General features: G+C 67.2%; 19 protein-coding genes. 7 read left to right on the top strand and 12 right to left on the bottom strand.

Features of this window, described 5'->3' with window-relative positions; all coding sequences use genetic code 11:
* Positions 1 to 49 precede the first annotated feature (49 nt).
* Both LI953_RS07895 and LI953_RS07890 read left to right on the top strand, forming a co-directional pair.
* A complete protein-coding gene (locus LI953_RS07895) occupies positions 50 to 619 on the top strand; it encodes an RNA polymerase sigma factor (RefSeq protein WP_227075498.1) in 570 nt (189 codons plus the stop codon).
* Positions 609 to 1,256 carry an NrsF family protein gene (locus LI953_RS07890; protein WP_227075497.1) on the top strand — a complete coding sequence of 216 codons (648 nt, stop codon included), beginning with the start codon at positions 609 to 611 and terminating at the stop codon, positions 1,254 to 1,256. Before LI953_RS07895 ends, LI953_RS07890 begins: the two co-directional genes overlap by 11 nt.
* Before the next feature lie 129 nt (positions 1,257 to 1,385).
* On the opposite strand, the gene hmpA is transcribed toward LI953_RS07890, so the two are convergent.
* Positions 1,386 to 2,564 (bottom strand): NO-inducible flavohemoprotein, encoded by a 1,179-nt coding sequence (gene hmpA / locus LI953_RS07885; RefSeq protein ID WP_227075496.1) that lies wholly within the window; start codon positions 2,562 to 2,564, stop codon positions 1,386 to 1,388.
* 88 nt (positions 2,565 to 2,652) lie between these two features.
* Positions 2,653 to 3,066: a group III truncated hemoglobin gene (locus LI953_RS07880; protein ID WP_227075495.1), complete on the bottom strand. Its 414-nt coding sequence runs from the start codon at positions 3,064 to 3,066 to the stop codon at positions 2,653 to 2,655.
* Between the two features lie 416 nt (positions 3,067 to 3,482).
* On the opposite strand from LI953_RS07880, the gene LI953_RS07875 reads away from it, so the two are divergent.
* The 4 genes from LI953_RS07875 to LI953_RS07860 are packed head-to-tail and all read left to right on the top strand — an operon-like array spanning position 3,483 to position 8,087.
* Entirely contained in the window at positions 3,483 to 5,555 is a 2,073-nt protein-coding gene (locus LI953_RS07875; RefSeq protein WP_227075494.1) for an FUSC family protein, read from the top strand.
* Positions 5,552 to 5,776 (top strand): DUF1656 domain-containing protein, encoded by a 225-nt coding sequence (locus LI953_RS07870; RefSeq protein ID WP_227075493.1) that lies wholly within the window; start codon positions 5,552 to 5,554, stop codon positions 5,774 to 5,776. Before LI953_RS07875 ends, LI953_RS07870 begins: the two co-directional genes overlap by 4 nt.
* Positions 5,773 to 6,672 (top strand): HlyD family secretion protein, encoded by a 900-nt coding sequence (locus LI953_RS07865; protein ID WP_227075492.1) that lies wholly within the window; start codon positions 5,773 to 5,775, stop codon positions 6,670 to 6,672. Before LI953_RS07870 ends, LI953_RS07865 begins: the two co-directional genes overlap by 4 nt.
* On the top strand, positions 6,666 to 8,087 hold the full coding sequence (locus LI953_RS07860; RefSeq protein ID WP_227075491.1) for an efflux transporter outer membrane subunit: 1,422 nt from the start codon (positions 6,666 to 6,668) through the stop codon (positions 8,085 to 8,087). The genes LI953_RS07865 and LI953_RS07860 overlap by 7 nt, the downstream gene beginning before the upstream one ends.
* Here the strand turns inward: LI953_RS07860 and LI953_RS07855 are convergent.
* On the bottom strand, positions 8,074 to 8,919 hold the full coding sequence (locus LI953_RS07855) for a LysR family transcriptional regulator (RefSeq protein WP_255643107.1): 846 nt from the start codon (positions 8,917 to 8,919) through the stop codon (positions 8,074 to 8,076). The two genes, LI953_RS07860 and LI953_RS07855, sit on opposite strands and share 14 nt — an antisense overlap.
* 190 nt (positions 8,920 to 9,109) lie before the next feature.
* Between LI953_RS07855 and LI953_RS07845 the strand changes: the two genes are divergently transcribed.
* Positions 9,110 to 9,526: a DUF488 domain-containing protein gene (locus tag LI953_RS07845; protein ID WP_227075490.1), complete on the top strand. Its 417-nt coding sequence runs from the start codon at positions 9,110 to 9,112 to the stop codon at positions 9,524 to 9,526.
* Here the strand turns inward: LI953_RS07845 and LI953_RS07840 are convergent.
* The 9 genes from LI953_RS07840 to glyA form a co-directional block, all read right to left on the bottom strand.
* Positions 9,492 to 10,688 (bottom strand): YbfB/YjiJ family MFS transporter, encoded by a 1,197-nt coding sequence (locus LI953_RS07840; protein WP_227075489.1) that lies wholly within the window; start codon positions 10,686 to 10,688, stop codon positions 9,492 to 9,494. The genes LI953_RS07845 and LI953_RS07840 overlap by 35 nt on opposite strands.
* Positions 10,689 to 10,720: 32 nt before the next feature.
* A complete protein-coding gene (gene purU / locus LI953_RS07835; protein ID WP_227075488.1) occupies positions 10,721 to 11,572 on the bottom strand; it encodes a formyltetrahydrofolate deformylase in 852 nt (283 codons plus the stop codon).
* Positions 11,569 to 12,456 carry a methylenetetrahydrofolate reductase gene (locus LI953_RS07830; RefSeq protein WP_227075574.1) on the bottom strand — a complete coding sequence of 296 codons (888 nt, stop codon included), beginning with the start codon at positions 12,454 to 12,456 and terminating at the stop codon, positions 11,569 to 11,571. The genes purU and LI953_RS07830 overlap by 4 nt, the downstream gene beginning before the upstream one ends.
* 41 nt (positions 12,457 to 12,497) lie before the next feature.
* On the bottom strand, positions 12,498 to 13,865 hold the full coding sequence (locus LI953_RS07825; RefSeq protein WP_227075487.1) for an L-serine ammonia-lyase: 1,368 nt from the start codon (positions 13,863 to 13,865) through the stop codon (positions 12,498 to 12,500).
* A 3-nt stretch (positions 13,866 to 13,868) separates the two neighbouring features.
* Positions 13,869 to 14,435 carry a sarcosine oxidase subunit gamma gene (locus LI953_RS07820; protein ID WP_227075486.1) on the bottom strand — a complete coding sequence of 189 codons (567 nt, stop codon included), beginning with the start codon at positions 14,433 to 14,435 and terminating at the stop codon, positions 13,869 to 13,871.
* On the bottom strand, positions 14,428 to 17,406 hold the full coding sequence (locus LI953_RS07815) for a sarcosine oxidase subunit alpha family protein (RefSeq protein ID WP_227075485.1): 2,979 nt from the start codon (positions 17,404 to 17,406) through the stop codon (positions 14,428 to 14,430). Before LI953_RS07815 ends, LI953_RS07820 begins: the two co-directional genes overlap by 8 nt.
* Complete coding sequence (locus LI953_RS07810) at positions 17,403 to 17,672, bottom strand: sarcosine oxidase subunit delta (RefSeq protein WP_227075484.1); 270 nt, start codon at positions 17,670 to 17,672, stop codon at positions 17,403 to 17,405. The genes LI953_RS07815 and LI953_RS07810 overlap by 4 nt, the downstream gene beginning before the upstream one ends.
* Positions 17,673 to 17,685: 13 nt before the next feature.
* Positions 17,686 to 18,939, bottom strand: a complete 1,254-nt coding sequence (locus LI953_RS07805) for a sarcosine oxidase subunit beta family protein (RefSeq protein WP_227075483.1) — start codon at positions 18,937 to 18,939, stop codon at positions 17,686 to 17,688.
* Between the two features lie 70 nt (positions 18,940 to 19,009).
* Positions 19,010 to 20,332, bottom strand: a complete 1,323-nt coding sequence (glyA, locus tag LI953_RS07800; protein WP_227075482.1) for a serine hydroxymethyltransferase — start codon at positions 20,330 to 20,332, stop codon at positions 19,010 to 19,012.
* Positions 20,333 to 20,342 lie beyond the last annotated feature (10 nt).

Below are 20,342 nucleotides of genomic sequence, written 5' to 3'. Positions count from 1 at the left end.
TTGGCAACCCCCCATGCAGGCGGTAGCGTCGCACCGCTCGGGAGGAAGAATGTCGGACGAGGATCCAAATTGGCGCGTCTGGCTGGCCGCGGCGCAAGATGGCGACGCGCGCGCTTATGCCAGGCTGCTGGCTGCCGCCTTGCCCTGGCTGCGACGGCGCGCGCGGGCACGCTGGCCCGGCTCCAGCGCCGCCGACATCGAGGACATCGTGCAGGAAACATTGCTCGCCCTGCACCAAAACCGCCATCTCTACGACCCGGACCGCCCCGCGCAGCCCTTCCTGTTCGGCATCATGAAGCTGCGCGGCGCGGATGTGCGCCGCCACCGCCAGCGCCATAGCGGGCGCGAAACGGCGATCGACGATATCTCCCCCGATGCGGGGGCGCTGATGACGCGCGACACCCAGGAGCAAGACGCCGACCAGCATCGCGTCATGGACGCGCTGGCGGGGCTGGGTGCGCGCGACCGGCAAGTGCTGGAGATGCTCAAACTGCGAGAACTCTCATTGAAGGAGGCGGAAGCCGAGACCGGCCTGTCGATCTCCGCCTTGAAAGTGGCATCCTTCAGAGCCATGCAAAGGCTGAAACAGGCCCTGAAAGGGGGCAGTGATGAAAACTGAAGATCTGATCGCCCAATTGGCGCAGAACGCCAAACCCGTGCGCCGGGCCCTGCCGCCGGGCGCGCTCACCGCACGTTGGCTGCTGGTCACGCTGCCGGTGCTGGCCGTGATGGTTTTGGTGATGGGGCCGCGCCCGCATCTGCTCGCCTTGCTCATGCAGCCGCGTTTCGCCACTGCCGAAATCCTGGCCGCCGCCACCACGGTGATCTCGGCCTATGCCGCCTTCTGCGCCGGCCGGCCGGACGAGCCGGGTTGGAAGCTGCTGATGCCGGTCGCCGCCTTCCTGCTCTGGCTGGCCGAACTGGGCCGGCAATGCTTCGTGCTCGCCGTGCAAACGAACGGCGCCGCGCTGGAACTGCACGCGGACTGGATTTGCGTGCCCGCCATCGCCATCACCGCGCTGATGCCGGCCGTGGCGATGGTCTGGCTGTTGCGCCGCTCGGCCAAATTCCGCACCACACATGCCTGCCTGTGCGGGGCCATGGCCGCCGCCGCCGCCGCCGAGCTGGCGCTGCCGCTGTTCCACGCGGCGGATACGATGATGATGGTTCTGGTCTGGCAGATGGGCAGCGTGGCGCTGTTCACCATGCTCGGCGCCCTGGCCGCGCGGCTGGGGCTCACCGCTCTGCACGCGTGAGATCCCACGCTCCCAAAACCGCCTCAACATGACGACGCTAGACGCGGAAAGTTAAAATTCCCCCAACATAAAACGCGAACAGGGCCCCTTGCGGGACCCTGCGCGATGATGCCTCGGCTGCAGGCTGGCTCAGTTCAGCGCCTCAGCCGGGCCGAAGAACTCATAGCGGCGGCGCTCATCGGGCAGCCCGAGCGCGGCGAGGAAGCGCTTGATCGCCGCCATGAACGGCTTGGGGCCGAGGAAATACACGTCGCAATCGAGCCCGGCGGGCAGCCAGCGCTGCAACTGCTCGGGCGTGGGGCGGCCCAGCGCGTCCACCTTGTCCGCCTCGCCGTGCTCATACACGATGAAATTGCGGAACTTCGGATAGCGCGCCGCCCAATCCTTCAGCGTCTTGCCGAAGGCGTGAACCTCCTTGTTGCGGGCGTAGTGCAGGAAGATCACCTCGCGGTCGCCCTTGGCCAGCGCGGCCTCGGCCATCGCCAGAGTCGGGGTGATGCCGACACCACCGCTGATCAGCACCAGCGGCGCCGCGCCATCGCGCAGCACGAACTCGCCCGCCGGCGGGAATACCTCCAGCACCGCGCCCTCGGCCACCTGGTCGTGCAGGTAGTTGGAGACGACACCGCCCTGCTCACGCTTCACGCTGATGCGGTAGGAGCGGCCATTTGGCGCGGCGGAGAGCGAGTAGTTGCGGCGCACCTCCTGGCCGTCGATCACCAGGCGCAGACCGAGATACTGGCCCGGCGTGAAATCGACCACCGGCTGGCCATCCACCGGCTCCAGGTACAGCGACACGATCTCGGCGCTTTCGGCCACCTTGCGGGCGACGCGGAAGGCCCGCGCGCCACGCCAGCCGCCCGGCGCCAGGGCGAGCCGGTCATACTCGGCTTTCTCCGCGCCGATCAGCAGATTGGCAAGGTCCCAATACGCCGCGCCCCAGGCCTCGATCACCTCATCAGTGGCGATGCCCGGCCCCAGCACTTCGCGGATCGCGCGCAGCAGGCAGGTGCCGACGATGGGGTAATGCTCGGGCTGGATCTGCAGGGCGACATGCTTCTGGATGATCTGGGCCGGGAGATTGCCGAGCGCGCCGAGATTATCGATGTGCTTGGCGTATTGCAGCACGCTGTTGGCGAGCGCGCGCGGCTGCGCGCCGCTGGCCTGGTGCGCCTGGTTGAACAGCGGGCGGACCTCGGCATACTCACCGAGCATGACCTTGTAGAAATGCGTGGTCAGCGCCTCGCCGCCGGTCTCCAGTAGCGGAACGGTCGCCTTAACGATGGCGGTTTGCGCGGGGGTAAGCATGGGGAACACTCCTTGGTTGAGGCCGTAAAGAGGCCGGCCGGGCGCCATGCGGCAGCCGGTGCGGCAGGTGAAAAATGGGAGGCGCGGCTTAGCGGCTGGCGCCCACGCCCGCAGGCCGGGGCGGCACGGGGGGCAGCAGCTCGAACAGCGCCATCTGCAAGCTGGCCGCGATGCGGTGCGCCTTGGCGATGACCGCCGCGGCGGCGGCGGGCGGCAGGGAGTCCACCGCGCAATCTTCCCACAAGGCCAGCCACCGCCCGAACATCTCGGGCGTGATCTCGGCCTGATGGCGCAGATGGGCGGGCAAGGGCTGGCCCTTGTAGCGCCCCGAGGTGAGCATCACCGACGACCAGAAGGCCGCCAGCTTGTCGAGATGCGCGGACCAATCGGCGATCGCCCGGTTGAAGAGCGGGCCGATCAGGTCATCCTCACGCACCCGGGCGTAAAAGCGGTCCACCAGCCGGGCGAGGCTGGCATCATCGAGACCCTCGGCAACATGCATGACATTCGACCTTAAAGGTTCATATAAAATGATTCTTTATACCACCCCCAGAATTCCGCAACCCGGCGCGCGTTTCGATTTCCGCATTGCTGCCAACAAAAATAAATAATTGCTGAGGATCGCCTGGTCTTTGGAGCGTTTTTGCACGCCGCCGGGGGCGTACCACAGCTTTGTCCCCGCTCCCGCACAAACACGAATTTTTTTGCTGTTAACCAAAAAAAATATGAATTTGTTTTCGTTGCGGCCGCCTGCCAGACAACCCCGGCGGCGGTGGGGCGTCAGCCTGCGCCGCGATCATGACTGGTTGATGATATGGAATGTTGATGATGCTTTGTCCGCGCGGCCACCTCGCCACCCGCGCGCCCCGCCGCCTCTTCGCCACATCACGCAACCCCATCCGCCTCGTCTGACAGAGCATGAGTTCCAGCCTTGCCAAACGCGCGGTACTGCCGCCATGGCCGTTTGATCCGCAGAATCTCCTGTTCAGCCTGGGCAGCTATGCCGCGGCGGCGCTCACGCTTGGCGTCTGTTTCGCCTCCAGCCTGGACCGCCCCTGGTGGGCGCTTCTGACCATCTACGTCACCGCGCAGCCGATGTCGGGCGCCATGCGCCCCAAGGTGCTGTACCGGCTGGCGGGCCTCGCCGTGGGCGGGGTTACGGCGATTCTCACCGTGCCCAATTTGCAGAACGCGCCGGTCTTGCTGATCCTGGTGCTATCCTCCTGGGTTGGGCTGTGCCTGTATTTCGCGGTGCTGGACCGCACGCCCCGCGCCTTCCTGTTCCAGATGGCTGGGTTCAGCTCGGCCATTCTCACCTTTCCGTATCTCGACACGCCGGGCGATATTTTCTTCAGCACCATCGCGCGGGTGGAGGAGATGAGCGTCGCCATCGTCGCCGTGACCCTGGCGCATGCGGTGTTCAAGCCTTGGCCCGCCGCGCGCATCGTGCAGGCGCGGATGCGGGTCTTCGTGCTCGATGCCTGCGTGTGGACGGCGGATGTGATCGGCACCGAGCACGGCCCGCTGGAGGCCGCGCATCTCAAGCGCCTGGCCACCGACATCACCGAGCTCGGCATGATCGCCCTGCATCTGCCCTATGACAGCAGCGGCGCCCTGCTCAGCCGCCGTCTCGTCTGGGCAGTGCGCGAGCGCCTGGCGCGGCTGCTCTCGCTCGCCTCGGCGGCCGCCGACCGGCTGGCTCTGCTGCGCCGGAGCGGTGCGCTCCGCGCGGATGTCGCCGCCCTCATCGACACCGCCACGCAATGGCTGGGCGCGCCGGCCGGCGTACCGCTGGAGGAGGCCGTTATCCTGGCCGCGAAATTCCGCGCCCTCTCGCGCCAATATGATCATGCCGGCGGTTGGCACGCCCTGCTCACCGCCAGCCTGTGCGAGCGCATGGCCGAATGCATCGACAGCCTGCGCGAGGCGCGGCTGCTGTTCCGCGCCCTCAGCGGCACCACAGCGGAGACAGCCCAGCATCTCGGGCTGATCGACGCCGCGCCGCGGCACCTGCATATCGAGCGTGACCACACGCTGGCCATTCTCTCCGGCCTCGCCACCGCGGCGGCGCTGATCCTGTATTGCACGCTCTGGATCATGCTGAACTGGCCCTCCGGCTCCACCACCGCCGCCTTCGCCGCCATGATCACCCTGTCCTTCGCGGTGCAGGAGGACCCCTCGCCCCAGATCCTGCGCTATCTTCTGGCCACGCTGATCACCTACCCGCTCGCCGCGTTTTACGATTTCGTCATCTTGCCCGTGATCGAGGGGTACACGCTGCTGATTGCGTTTCTCGCCCCGCCCTTTTTGTGGCTCGGCTATCTGCAGGCCCGGCCAGCCACCGCCGCCATCGCCCTGCCGATGCTCGCCGGGCTGATCATCGAGCTCGACCTGCTCGCCCGTTATCAGGGCGATTTCAGCGTGTTCATGAACACCGCCAGCGCCCAAATCGTCGGCATCGCCATCGCTGTCATCGTCGCGCGGCTGTTCCGGGCGGTGGGGGTGAGCTGGGTGGCGCGGCGGATGATCCATGCCAGCTGGCGCGACATCGCCACCCTGGCCGGTAGCCAACAGCGCCTGGAAACCGGCGCCTGGACCGCCCGCGCCGTGGACCGGCTGGGGCAGATCGCCGCGCGCATGACGCTGACTGGGCCGAGTGATCCGTTGCGCGGGTTTAACGGGCTGGCCGAGCTGCGCCTAGGGCGCAACCTGCTGCATCTGCGCCGGGCGACGGGCGCCGCGAAGCCAAGCGCGCGCCGCGCCATGGCGCACGTGCTGGAGGAAATCGCCGCCCTGTTCACCGCGCGCCATAAGCGGCGAGCAGCGCTGCCTCCGCCCGCCTCGTTCCTGCACGCCATCGACACCGCGCTGGACGAGGCGGGCGGCATAAGCGACGCGCGCCTGCGCCACCAGGCCGTGCTGGCTCTGGTGGGGATGCGCTGCAACCTGTTCCCCGCCGCGCCCGACTACCAGCCGGACAGCCGCGCATGATCGACGAGCTTGATATCTTCGGCGTGTACATGCCCGCCGCGCTGGTTTGGGCGATCATCGGGGGGATTCTCGCCTTCACCGTCCGGCTCGCGCTGCAACGCCTGCCGCTGGAGCGCCAGCTCTGGCAGACCGGGCTGCTCGATATCGCCTTGTTTCTCCTGCTCTGGTGGGGCGTTTCCGCCCTCGCCGATCTGCTCCTGCCCCTTGTGACGATACGATGATATCCTCAGACACATTCCGCAAAACCGTTTTCAGCCTGCTCCTGCTCGGCATCGCTCTGCTCGCGCTGTTCGGCCTCTGGCTCCGCTATGAAGTCGAGCCGACCACGCGCGACGGCAAGGTGCAGGCCGATATCGTGCGCGTCGCGCCGGATGTGGGCGGCTGGGTGACCAGCGTGTTGGTGCAGGACAACCAGGTGGTGAAACAGGGCCAGCCACTCATCATCATCGACCAGTCGCGCTATCTGCTCGCCCGCGACGACGCCGCGGAGAAACTGCAAAGCCAGCAGATTGCGCTGGCCGAGGCGATCCGCATCGATAACCGCAACCATGCGCTGTCCTCCGAGGTCGATACCGAAACCACGGAACTCGGCCAGGAGAAGGTGGATCTGCTGAAGATGGCCGTGGCCCAGGCGAAAACCGCGCTCGCCGTGGCGCAGCTCAATCTCGACCGCACGGTGCTGCGCGCGCCGGTCAACGGCGTGGTCTCCAACATGACCTTGCAGCCCGGCGATTACCTGACCGCCGGGCAAGGCGTGATGGCCATGGTGGATACCGATACGCTGCGCGTGGAAGGCTATTTTGAGGAGACCAAACTGCCCGCCGTGCAGGTGGGCGACAAGGTGACAGTGCGGCTGATGGGCGTAGCGGAACCACTTGAGGGGCATGTCGAGAGCATCGCCGCCGGGGTGGTGGACCGCGAACGCGACGATCAGCCGAACACGCTCGACAACATCAACCCCTCCTTCACCTGGGTCCGGCTGGCGCAGCGCATTCCGGTGCGCGTCGCCATCGACCATGTGCCCGACCATGTGCGCCTGATCGTCGGCACCACCGCGACGGTGGATATCGAACCCCGCCCCGGCGCGCCGGTGGAACGCCGGAGTTGGCCATGGTGAGCCGCGTGCCGCGCCGCGCCGCGCTGGCGCTGGGCCTGCTGCTCGGTGGCTGCACCGTCGGCCCCGATTACAAGCTGCCCGGCAACGCGCTGGTCAACACGCCTGCATCTCAGCTTGCCTTTCCCGCCAGAGGCGGCACCCAGCCCGCCGCGCCGCCGGATGATTGGTGGCAGCTCTACAGCGACCCGGTATTGGACCGGCTGGTGCCGGAAGCACTTGCCAAAAACACCAATATCCGCGAGGCGCAGGCAAATCTGGAACGCACCTACGCCCTCATCACCGAAACGCGCGACAGCCGCAGCTTCAGCGCCTCCGCCGCCGCCACCGCCATTTACGCGCAGGATTCCGCGCAGGCGGTGCTGCAAAACGTACAGCCTCCGCGCATGGAGGAATACAATACCGGCATTTCCGTCGGCTATGATCTCGACCTGTTCGGCGCCATCCGCCGCGGCGTGGAAGCCGCCACCGCCACCAGCGAGGCCGCCGCCGACGCCCGCGACCTCGTACGCGTGAACGTGGCGGCGGAAACCACCCGCGCCTATGCCGAAATCTGCGACGACGGCAACGAGATCGCGGCGCTGCAAAATGTCATCGCCTTGCAGCAGCAGCGCGCCAGCCTCGTCGCCTTGTTGCGCACCGATGGCCGCGCCGTGGATTTCGACGTGGACCAGCAGCAAGAGGATGTGGGCACGCTGCAAGCCGAGTTGCCCGTGTTGCAGGCCCAGCGGCTCAACGCCGCCTACCGGCTCAGCACGCTGCTGGGCCAGCCGCCCGCGGCGTATGATCCCGCCTGGCTCGCCTGCACCCGCCCCTTGCGCCTGCGCCAGCCGATCCCGGTCGGCGATGGGCGCGCGCTGCTGCGCCGGCGGCCCGATGTGCGGGAGGCGGAGCGCGATCTGGCCGCCGCCACCGCGCGCATCGGCGTGGAGACAGCTGATCTCTACCCCGATATCCGCCTCGGCGCCTCGATCGGCTCGACCGGCGTGGCCGCCAACGCCTTCTCGCCGCTAACCAACCGTTTCGCCCTGGGGCCGATGATCAGCTGGGATCTCAACCAAGGCGCCACCCGCGCGCGCATCGCCGCTGCCAAGGCGGCCACCCGCGCCAGCCTCGCCGCGTTCGACGGCACGGTGCTCAAGGCCCTGCTGGAAACCCAGACCGCCCTGCAATCCTACGGCGCGCAGCTCAACCGGCTGGGCGATCTCAGCGCCACGCGTGACGACGCCGCCAAAGTCGCGGCGGATCAGGCCGCGCTTCGCGCTGGCGGGCGGGTAGACGCGCTCACGGCGCTAACCGCGCAGCAGACACTGGCGGCGGCGCAACTCACCGTGGCCACGGCGCAAACCGATGTCACGCAGAGCCAGATCGCCGTATTTCTCGCCCTGGGCGGCGGCTGGAAAACTACCGGACCGTAGCCGCCGCACGCAGCCCGGCGCGGATGCGGGCCAGCGTGTCCTCATCCGCCTTGGACGAATGCACCATGTACACTGAATACGAGAAGACCGGGCTGTGCGGCACCAGCGCCAGCGCCCCGCTCGCCAGCAGCGGGCGCGCCACGCTCAAGCGGAAATAGCCGCTGCCGCCCACGGCCAGGATGTAATCGAGCGCCAACGGACCGTGGCTGATGGCGATGCCGGCGTGGGCCAGTTCGGGAAACGCCGCCTCATGCGCGGCGGCGAAGGCCTCGCCCCAATCCACCCGCACATGCGCCTCGGGCGCCACCTCTCCCTGCTCGCCCGCCTTGCGCACAAAGACCAGCTTGTCGTCGATCAGCAGATCGTTGATCACCCCCTGGCGGCGCTGGGCGTCATACACCACGGCGATATCGAGCGCGCCGCTCTGCACCTGCTCCAGCAACCGGGCGGCCGCATCGATGCGGATATTGGCCGCGATCTCCGGGCATTCATCATGCATCCACACCAGCCAGTCGCGGATCAGCGGATTCCACACGCTGTACTCCGCGCCCAGGGTGACAGCCAACTCACGCCCCGGCGGCAGCGCCACAGATTGGCAGGCGCGCTCCCACACCTGCACCAGTGTCGCGGCGTAACGCTGGAACTCCCGCCCCTCGCGTGTGAGCTGCGCACCCGTCTTGGCGCGCACGAACAGCGCGCAGTTGAGCTGCTGCTCCAGCACGCGCACCCGCGCGCTTACCGCGGTCTGGGTGAGGTTGAGATTGGCCGCCGCGCTAACAAAGCTGCCGGTCTTCACGATTTCCAGAAATGTCCGCGCCGCGTTGATATCCAAACCATCCCCCTTGCGCGGGCCGACACGCGGCCGCCTTGGCTTTGAGCTAAAAAATCTTCATATGAAACGCATATTTAATCAATTTTTCCTTTTACATGCCAGATCTCCGGCGGGCACCGGGCTCGCAATCCTGACATGGTCGCCTATCTCCATATGGTCCATGATTTCAGCCACATGAGGCGGCGTGAGAATGACAACCGCGAACCCTGATCTGCACGTCAAACGGGTCTATGACCCGCCCGCAACCAGCGACGGCGCGCGCGTGCTGGTGGACCGGCTATGGCCGCGCGGTTTGCGCAAGGAGAATGCGGCGCTGACACTCTGGCTGAAGGAGATCGCGCCCAGCGCGGCGCTGCGCCAGTGGTTTGGCCATGATCCGGCGCGCTGGGCGGAATTCCAGCGGCTTTACCGCCAGGAACTCAAAGCCAAGGATGAGCCATTGGCCGCGCTGGCGGCGCTGCTCCGGCACGGCCGCGTGACATTGCTCTATGGCGCCCGTGACACAGCGCATAATCACGCGCTGGTTCTGGCCTCATTTATCGCGGATGCGCAGCATCGGCGCGGCACGGCCCTCAGCGCCGCGCCATCCACGCGGCCAGTGCGATGAACAGCAAGCCCAGCGCCTGCGCGCCGACGCCGACCCGGAACAGAATGCCGTAACTCCCCGTCAGCCGGAATAAATGCGAGAGCAAGGCGGCGGCGGTGATCTGCGTGATCGCGTAAGTCATCGCCGCCAAGCCCCAATCCGTGGAGAGACGCGCGGGCGGCACCATCCCGGCAATGGCGCCGGCGACCAGCATGACTGTGCCCAACGCCACCGCCCCGACGCAAAGGGCCGAAACGACCAGGGCCGGGGCGGCATCGGTGAACAGGGGGATGGCGACAGCCCCGCCCATGATCAAAAACCCCGCCGCCAGCGTTGGCAGAAAGCCGAAGCGATCGGCTGCGCGGCCCAATAATGGCGGCCCTAGCGTGGCGGCCAGCCCGATCCAGGCAGCCATCACCGCGCCAGCGGCGACGCCGCGCCCCAGCCCGATCGCGATGAAGCTCGACCAGAACAACATATGCGGCATGAAACCAAGGGCCGAAAACGCATAGGCTGAAATCAGCAACACCACCACGAGCGGCGGCGAGCCCTTGGCCGCATGCCGTTGCGGCGGCTCGATGCGCGCGGGCGGCATGATCAGCGCCACAATCAGCGTGGCGCCCGCGCAGAGCGCGCCGAGCGCCGCCCAGGTGAACACCAGCCCGTGGAGCAGCAGATGCGGGATCGCCAAGGAGCTGAAGGTCATGCCCGCGCCCATTCCTGAAAAGGCAAACCCGCTGACCCGTCCGCGGGAAGCGGGCGGCGCGCGCCCGACGACGGCGGAGGCCATGAGGACCATCAGCACCCCGCCGGTGAGCCCCGACACCAGCCGCCAGAACCCGAACCAGGCTGGCCCCCAGTTCAGCGCGCAGCACAAGGTGGCGGCGGCGGTGAGACCCATGGCCAGCACCATCGCCGGTTTGGCCGGATAAGCGCCGCGCCACGCGCGGATGGCGGCGACGCCGATGAAATAACCCGCGAGATTGACCGTTGCGAACCAGAAGGCGCTAGATGCGCTATACCATTGCGCCTTGACCAGCGCCGGCACCAAGGGGGCGAAGCTGAAACGCGCCACGCCAATGCCCACGAACATGGCCAGTAAGCCGCTGAGAGCCGTGCGGATGACCGGAAACCCCGGCATCCTGTGCGCCACGACGCGGCTTGGCGTCATGGTCGCGCCCATGGCGCTCCGGCCCTCATGCCAGGATCATCCCCTTAACTCCAGAATACGACGGTTTTATTGCCATTCATCAGCACACGCTGGGCGAGGTGCCAAGAGACGGCGCGGGAGAGCACGCGCTGTTCGATATTGCGGCCCTTGCGCACCAGGTCATCGGGCATGTCGGCGTGGCTGACGGCTTCGACATCCTGGTAGATGATCGGGCCTTCATCGAGATCGGCGGTGACGTAATGAGCGGTGGCGCCGATCATCTTCACGCCATTCGCATAGGCCTGGTGATAGGGTTTGGCGCCCTTGAAGCTGGGCAGGAAGCTGTGATGAATGTTGATGCAGCGCCCGCTGAGCGCCGCCGCGAAGGAATCCGACAAGATCTGCATGTAGCGGGCGAGGATCACGAGATCGATGTTGAGGTCTTTGACCAGGCCTAGGATTTGCGCTTCCTGCGCCGCTCTGTTCTCCGCCCCCACCGGCAAATGGTGGAACGGAATGGCGCCGAGCTCGGTGACCTTGAGCGCGGTCTTGGGATGGTTGGAGACGATGCCGCAGATCTCCATGTCCAGCTCGCCGATGCGGGTGCGGTAGAGCAGATCGGCGAGGCAATGGTCGAATTTGGAGACCAGCAGCAGCACGCGCTGGCGCTCGTCTTTCGAGCGCAGCTCCCATTTCATCTGTAGGCTCTGGGCGAGAGCGCCCAGGGTGCGCTCCAGTTCGTCCCGCACGCAATCGGTGACGAACGCCATGCGCATGAAGAACAGGCCGGTATCGGGGTCGTTGAACTGGTTGAGCACGCGGATATTGCCGTGATGCTCGAAGATGGCGCCGCTGACCTGGGCGATGATGCCCGCGCGGTCGGGACAGGAGAAGCTGAGCGTGTAGGAGACGGTCATGAAATTCCCACCTTGACGAGAGGCGCATGCACGAAGCGCTGGCGGTCAAGCCAAGCGCCGAGGCTCGACATGCCGCCGAATGGATAGAAATGCGCGAAGACCTGGCCGTGACGCCCTGGCGCGAGGCCGCTGGCCAGCGCGTGCACGAGCTGGTCGGGGCCAGCATGGCTGCGCAGCTTGGTCAGGGAGAAGCCATAGCGGGCGAGCACAGCGGCGGAGGCGCTGACGCCGCACAGGGCGGCGTAGCGCAGCAGGGTCCGCAAATTGGCGGGGCCTGGAATGCCCAAGCGGACCGGCGCCAGCACGCCCCCGGCACGCAGCTCCTCCAGCCAGTCCAGCAGCCGCTCGGCGGAAAAGCAGAATTGCGTGGCGATTTCGGCGGCGAGCCCCTGATCGGCGATGGCGGCAAGTTTGTCGCGCATGGCGCGCGCGAGGCGCGGGTCGGGGATTTTGGGGTGGCCTTCCGGGTAGCCGGAGATCACGGCGGTATGCACCCCATGACGCGGGAGCAGGCCGGTTTGCAGCAGCGCCAGCGCGTCCTCGAACGGGCCCGCCGGGCGCGCGCAATCGCCCGCCAGCACCAGCATCCGCTCGACCTTGGCCCGTGCCGCCCAGCCTTCCAGCAGGCGCTCTAACGCGTCGCGGCTGGTTAGGCGGCGCGCGGCGATGTGGGGCATGGGCGTGAAGCCCAGTTCGCGGATGGCGGCCGCGGCGTCGAGCCGGTCGGTGTCGGACTCACTGGCCAGATAGGGAATGGCGACGATGGTGCCTGGCGCGAAGCGGGACGCCATCGCCGCGAGGTTCGGGAGGTCGCGGGCAGTGGCCTCCATCGACAACCCGTCCAGACAGTTCCATTGCATCGCCGCCGTCATCTCCTCGTGCATCTCGTTCAAATCCGTTTGCGGTTGCGGGCGGGCCGGAGTGCTCAGCACTCGATGAAATTGGCGGCGAGGCCGCCGAGCGAGGTCTCCTTGTATTTGGTGTTCATATCGGCGCCGGTCTGGCGCATGGTGGCGATCACCTGGTCGAGCGAGACGATGTGCGAGCCATCGCCACGGCGGGCGAGCGAGGCGGCGCTGATCGCCTTGATCGCGCCAAAGGCGTTGCGCTCGATGCAGGGGATCTGCACCAGCCCGCCGACGGGGTCGCAGGTCATGCCGAGATGGTGTTCCATGGCGATTTCGGCGGCGTTTTCGACCTGCGCATTGGTGCAGCCGCGCGCCGCCGCCAGCCCCGCCGCCGCCATCGAGGAGGCGACGCCGACCTCGCCCTGGCAGCCGACTTCGGCGCCGGAAATCGAGGCATTGGTTTTGAACAGGCCGCCAATGGCGGTGGCTGTGAAGATGAAATTGCGCATGCCCTCATGCGAGGCGCCGGGGCACATGTCGCTGTAATAGCGCAGCACCGCGGGAATGACGCCGGCCGCGCCGTTGGTGGGCGCGGTGACGACGCGCCCGCCGGCGGCGTTCTCCTCGTTCACCGCCATGGCGAACAGGCTGACCCAGTCCATCTTCTCATGCGGGGCGAGATCGTTGCGGCTGGTATCGGCCTCCAGCCGCTTGCGCAGGGCGCGGGCGCGGCGGGGGACTTTGAGCGCACCAGGGAGCACGCCTTCGCCCTGCAGGCCGCGATCGATCGCCGCCATCATGGTGGCGATCACGCGGTCGACATGCGCCAGCACCTCGGGCGCCGGGCGCAGCGCCACCTCGTTCGCGCGCACGATCTCGGCGATGGTCAGCCCGGTCTCCTGGCCGATGCGCAGCAGATCGACCGCGTTGGCGAACGGATAGGGCACCTGCGTGGTAATCGCGCCGAGATCGGCGGGTTCATCCTCGCGGGTGACGAAACCGCCGCCGACGGAGCACCAGCGCTCGGCGGCGACCAGGGCGCCGGCGGCATCGAATGCCTCGAAGGCCAGGGTGTTGGGATGGCGCGGCGGCGCCGTCTCGCGGTCGAACACGATGTCTTCGGCCGGGGCGAAGGCGATGTCCCTGCCCTCCAGCTTGAGCACGCCGCGCGCGGCGATCTCGGCGACGAGCGCATCGGCATGGTCGGGATCGACCGTCTCCGGCAACTCACCCGCCAAGCCGAGGACCACGGCTTTATCGGTGGCGTGGCCTTTGCCTGTCCAGGCCAGGGAGCCATACAACGTCACCCGCAGCCGCGTGACGCGGGACAAGCGCCCCGCCTCCTTCAGCCCGCCCGTGAAGAGATGGGCGGCGCGCATCGGCCCAACGGTATGCGACGAGGAGGGGCCGATGCCGATCTTGAACAGATCAAAGGCGCTGATCATCGGTTAATCCGCGTATTCACGGCCGACATTGGCCAGCAGCGACCACACATAGGGCGCGAAGGAGCGCCAGACTTCCATGTGGAAGCGCGCCGTATCCTGGCGCCACAGCACGATCTCGGCCTTGAAGAAGATGGTGCGCGTGGCCATGCCGACCGGAAAGGCGGCGAGGTCGAAATCAAGCGGGCAGCCGCCGTTGAGGAGATCGGTGACCGCCGCGCCCTCGAGCGCGATGCCCGTCTGCCGGTGGCTGATATCAGCGAGCGAATAGAGCCCATCGGTCAGCCGTTGCGCCAAGCTGGCGGCGACGCTGGCGGCGTCGGCCTCCGCGAGCAGCAGCAGCCACTCATCGGGGCCGAGGCGCAGCGCGGTGCGCTGGCCCGAACTGACCGCGCGGTTGATCGGCCCGGTGAGGTCGAGGCCCAGGGCCTCGCCCGCCGCGCCGAGCGATGCCTGCTTCACGCGCAGCGAGAAGCGGGCGCCGCCGGTGACGGGGCGGCAACGCCGGTCGCCGGCCTGGCCGCTGAGCGCAAAGAGCCGCGACAGCGAGGTCGTCTCTGCAAGATTATCCATTGAGCCTGGTTCCTTCCGGATCATAGAAGACGGGCGCGACGACGCTGACGCGGGCATTGCCGGTGGCGAGCGGCACGTAGAGCTGCTCGCCGGTACGCGCCCGGCCATCGCGCAGCAGCGCCAGGGCGACGGAGCGGCCAAGCGTCTCGCTCCAATACGAGGAGGTGATGTGGCCGAGCATGGTCATCGGCTTGGGTTGCGCGGGATCGGCGACGATATGCGCGCCCTCGTCGAGCACGAGCGTGGGGTCGTCGGTGAGCAGGCCAACGAGCTGCTTGCGGTTGGTCTGCTCGGCAAAGGCCTTGCGGGCCAGAGCGCGTTTGCCGACGAAATCCGGCTTGGCCTTGCCGATCATGCCGGCATAGCCGACATCATCCGGGGTCACCGTGCCGTCGGTCTCCTGGCCGACGATGATGTAGCCCTTCTCGGCGCGCAGCACGTGCATGGTCTCGGTGCCATAGGGCGTGATGTCATACGGCTTGCCGCTGGCCATCAGCGCCTCCCACACGGCGCGGCCGTAATCGGCGGGCACGTTGATCTCGAAGCCGAGCTCGCCGGTGAAGCTGACGCGGAACAGGCGGGCCGGGACACCGGCGATCTTGCATTCCACCATGCTCATATGCGGCAGCGCCTCGGCGGAGATATCCGCCCCCGTGATCAGCGGCGCCACGACCTTGCGCGCCATCGGCCCCTGCACCGCGATCACCGCGTATTGCTCGGTGGTCGAGGTCAGCCAGACATTGAGTTCGGGGAACTCGGTCTGCAGGTAATCCTCCATCATCGTCAGCACGCGGGCCGCGCCGCCGGTGGTGGTGGTGACATGGAACCGCGTATCGGTGATGCGGCCGATCACGCCGTCATCGATGACGAAGCCGTCCTCGCGCAGCAGGATGCCGTAGCGCAGCTTGCCGGGCTGCAGCTTGGTCCAGGCGTTGATGTACATGCGGTTGAGGAACTCGGCGGCATCGGGGCCGACGACCTCGATCTTGCCCAGGGTGGAGGCATCGAAAATGCCAACCCCGTTGCGCACGGCGCGGCATTCGCGCGCCACCGCCTTGTGCATGTCCTCGGAGCCGCGCGGGAAGTATCGGGCGCGCTTCCACAGGCTGACATCCTCGAACACCGCGCCCTGGGCCTCGGCCCAGCTATGGATCGCGGTGCGGCGCTCGGGCTCGAAGAGTTCCCCGCGCGCATAGCCCGCGAAATAGCCGAACGGCACCGGCGTATAGGGCATGCGGAAGGTGGTGGTGCCGATCGCGGGGACCGGCTTGCCCAGCACGGGCGACATGATCCCGAGCGCGTTCATGTTCGACAGCTTGCCCTGATCGGTGGCCATGCCGTTGGTGGTGAAGCGCTTGACATGCTCGACCGACTTCATGCCCTCGCGCATCGCCAGCGCGATGTCCTTGGCGGTGACGTCGTTCTGGTAGTCGAGGAAGGCGCGGACCGAACCGGGATCGCCATGATAGGGCACGGCGCCGATGAAGCCGCCTTGCGCCACCGGCGCGTTGGTCACCTGATAGCTGACAGCGCTGCCCCCCGCGGCGGCGGCGCCCGCCTCGGCGCCCGAGGCCAGAACCTCGGCCAGAGACGGCACACCCGCGGCGCTGCCGGCGACGCTACATGCCTCGGCCGGCGCGCCGGGGAGGAAGGCGTCCAGCGTGGCATCGAACACCAGCTTGCCGCGGCTTTGCGAGAACAGATGCACGCTCGGCGTGAAGCCGCCCGACATCAGCAGCGTGTCGCAGCTCACGCGCTGCCCGCTGCCGCCGGCGATCGGCTTGATGGTGGCGCCGGTGATGCGCAGGCGCCCATCCGTGGTGGCGATGGTCGAGGCCGGGTATATGGCCAGCCCCGCCTTTTGCGCGGCGGCCACCCAGGGCCCGCCCGCATTCGGCCGCAGATCGACGATGCCGGCGATCGCGCAGCCGGCGCGGTGCAGCGCCAGCGCTGTGCGGTAGGCGCCATCATGCGCGGTGAAGATCAGCGCCCGGCGGCCGGGCAGCACGCCGTAGCGCTCGAGATAGATCCGCGCGGCCTCGGCCAGCATGATGCCGGGCCGGTCATTATCCGGGAACACCAGCGGCCGCTCGATGGCGCCCGCGGCGATGACCACGCGCTTGGCGCGCACCTGCCACAGCCGGCCGCGCGGCTGCGCGTCGCTGCGCTCGCCCTCGTGGTCGGTCAGCGCCTGGGCGAGGCCGATCATGTTGTGCGGAAAGTAGCCGAAGGCGGTGGTGCGGGTGAGCAGCTTCACCTGCGGATAGGCGGCGAGCTGGGCCAGCGCGGTCTTCAGCCATTCGGCGGCGGGCAGGCCGTCGATCTGCGCGTCGGGCTCGGCCAGCAGCGATCCGCCTGCCTCGGATTGCTCATCGCACAGGATCACCCGCGCGCCGGTCTTGGCGGCGGCCAGGGCGGCGGCGAGGCCCGCCGGGCCCGCGCCGACCACCAGCACGTCGCAATGCGCGAAGCGCTGGGCGTAGCGGGCGGCATCCGGGGTTTGGGGCGAGCGGCCGAGGCCGGCCATCTCGCGGATGCGCGGCTCGAAGAACTTCGTCCACGCCTTCCGCGGCCACATGAAGGTCTTGTAGTAGAACCCGGCCGGGAAGAAGCGCCAGAATACATCGTTGATCGCGCCGTAATCACGCTCCAGCGAGGGCGCGCGGTTCTGGCTCTCGGAGGTCAGGCCATCATAGAGCTCGACCTGGGTGGCGCGCAGATTGGGCGTGAAATGCGCATCATCGCGCCCGACGCCGACCAGCGCGTTGGGTTCCTCGCCGCCAGCGGTGAGGATGCCGCGGGGGCGGTGATATTTGAACGAACGGCCAACGAGATGCACGCCATTGGCGAGCAGGGCCGAGGCGAGCGTGTCACCGGGATGGCCGGTGTAGCGCTTGCCGTCGAAGCTGAAGGTGAGCGTGCGGGCGCGGTCGATCCGGCCGCCTGCGGAAAGCCGATAGGGCTGCGTCATGGGAGCGTCTCCCCGATGCGATAACTCGCCTCGATATGGTCAGTGTAGGTGTTGCGCTTGACGTTGAAGAACCGGCCACAGCCAAACGCGTGGCGCCAGCGCTCGGCATGGTCGCCGCGCGGGTTCTTCCGGAAATAGAGGAACTCGGTCCAGGCCGCGTCGTCCTCCTTGCGAGGATCGGCGGCGCGCACGACGTGCGCCTCGCCGCCATAGGCGAACTCGATCTCGGGCCGGTTGCCGCAATAGGGGCAGGGAATTAGGAGCATTGCTTGGCGTCCTTCAATGGGCGACCGCGGCGGCGGCGGCTTCGTCGATCAGCCGGCCGGCGCCAAAGCGCTCGAGGTTGAATGGGGCGTTGATCGGGTGCGGCTCGTCCTTGGCGATGGTGTAGGCGAGCAGATCCGCCGAGCCTGGGGTGGCTTTGAAGCCGCCCGTGCCCCAGCCGCAATTCACGTACAAACCAGGCACCGGGGTCTTGCCCAAAATCGGCGAGCGGTCCGGCGTGACATCGACAATGCCGCCCCAGTTGCGCATCATCCGCATACGGCGGAAGATCGGGAACAGCTCGCAGATCGCCTCCAGCGTGTGCATCGGAATATGCAGCGCGCCGCGCTGGCTGTAGGAGACATAGGAATCCGTGCCCGCGCCGATCACCAGCTCGCCCTTGTCGGACTGACTGATATAGGCGTGGATGGTGTTGGACATCACCACGCAGGGGAAGATCGGCTTCACCGGCTCCGACACCAGCGCCTGCAGCGGATAACTCTCCAGCGGCATGCGCAGCCCGGCCATCTCCATCACCAGCGAGGTGCTGCCCGCGGCGCTGACGCCGATCTTGCGCGCGCCGATGCGCCCGCGCGTGGTTTGCACACCCGTCACGCGGCCGGTGGCGTCGCGCTCAATGCCGGTGACCTCGCAATTCTGGATGATATCGACCCCCAGCGCGTCGGCGCCGCGGGCGTAACCCCAGGCCACGGCATCGTGGCGGGCCGTGCCCGCCCGGCGCTGCAGCGCCGCGCCGGTGACGGCATGGCGCATGCCTGGCGCGATGTTCAACGGCGGGCAGAAGGCCTTCGCCTGTTCCGGCGTCAGCCACTCATTGTCAACGCCGTTCAGGCGGTTGGCATAAACGTGGCGCTTGAAGCTCTGCTCGTCGTGTACGTTATGCGCCACCATCAGCACGCCGCGCTGCGAGAACATGACGTTGTAGTTGAGGTCCTGCGACAGGCCCTCCCACATCTGCAGCGCGTGATCGTAGAGCGCGGCGCTCTCATCGAACAGGTAATTCGAGCGGATGATGGTGGTGTTGCGGCCGGTATTGCCGCCGCCGATCCAGCCCTTCTCCAGCACCGCGACATTGCGGATGCCATGCTTCTTGGCCAGGTAATAGGCGGCGCCGAGGCCGTGACCACCACCACCGATGATGATCACGTCGTAAGACGATTTGGGTTCGGGATCGCGCCATTGAGGCTTCCAGCCTTTGTGGCCGTTCAGCGACTGCTTGATCAGCGCGAGAGCGGAGTAGCGTTGCATGAGATGGTGACGCCTTAAGCTTCGGGTTGGTTTGTGTTGGTTTTGGAAATCCCGCTGCCGCGGGGATCTCTCAGCTGAGCGACGGATAAAGCGGGAAGGCTTCACACAGCGTGTTGACCTTCTGCCGCACCGCCGCGGTTACGGCCTCCTCGGCAGGCTTGCCGATGACGTCGAGCATTTCCACGATCAGGTCCGCCACCTGCACGAACTCGGCGGTGCCGAAGCCGCGCGTGGTGCAGGCCGGCGTGCCCAGGCGGATGCCGGAGGTGATCATCGGCTTCTCCGGATCGAACGGGATGCCGTTCTTGTTGCAGGTGATGCCAGCGCGGTCGAGCGCCTGTTCAACCGCCTTGCCGGTCAGCCCCTTGGGCCGCAAATCCACCAGCACGAGATGCGTGTCGGTGCCGCCGGAGACGATGCCGCAGCCATTGCCGGCCAGACGCTCGGCCAGCACGGCAGCGTTGGCGACCACCGCCTGCGCGTAGGTCTTGAATTTGGGGCTCAGCGCCTCGCCAAAGGCCACCGCCTTGGCCGCGATCACGTGCTCCAACGGGCCGCCCTGCAGGCCAGGGAACACCGCCGAGTTGAACTTCTTGGCCAGCGCCTCGTCGTTGGTGAGGATGAGGCCGCCACGGGGGCCGCGCAATGTTTTATGCGTGGTGCTGGTGGCCACATGCGCGTGCGGGAACGGGCTGGGATGCACACCCGCCGCCACCAGGCCGGCGATATGGGCGATATCGACCATCAGATACGCGCCCACCTCATCGGCAATCGCCCGGAAGCGGGCGAAATCGATGACGCGGGGAATGGCCGAGCCACCGGCAATGATCAGCTTCGGGCGGTGCTCACGCGCCAGCGCCGCCACCTGGTCGTAGTCGATGGTCTGCGTCTCGGCGCTGACCCCGTACTGCACGGCATGCAGCCATTTGCCGGAAAGCGTCGGGGCGGCGCCATGCGTCAAATGCCCGCCATGGGCCAGGCTCATGCCCATGATGGTGTCGCCCGGCTGCAACAGCGCGAACAGCACCGCGCCATTGGCCTGCGCCCCCGAATGCGGCTGCACGTTGGCGAACTCACAACCGAACAGTTGCTTGGCACGGTCAATCGCGAGCTGCTCGATGACATCGACATGCTCGCAGCCACCATAATAGCGCTTGCCCGGATAACCCTCGGCGTATTTGTTCGTCAGAATGCTGCCTTGCGCTTGCAAAACCGCACGCGAGACGATGTTTTCGCTGGCGATCAGCTCAAGCCCGTGGCGCTGGCGGCCAAGCTCGTGCCGAAGGGCATCCGCGATCGCTGCATCGCTACGCGCCAAATCAAGGTCAAAAAATTCGCGCACATCCTGTGATGCGACAACCTGCTCGGTCTTGATGTTTGCAATAACATCCATGAGCTTGCCC

Origin of the sequence: Acidocella sp. KAb 2-4 (assembly GCF_020567705.1) — a bacterium.
Taxonomy (GTDB): Bacteria; Pseudomonadota; Alphaproteobacteria; order Acetobacterales; family Acetobacteraceae; genus Acidocella.
Note: the sequence above shows the minus strand (reverse complement) of the source record. Positions and strands in the feature narration are given on the sequence as shown.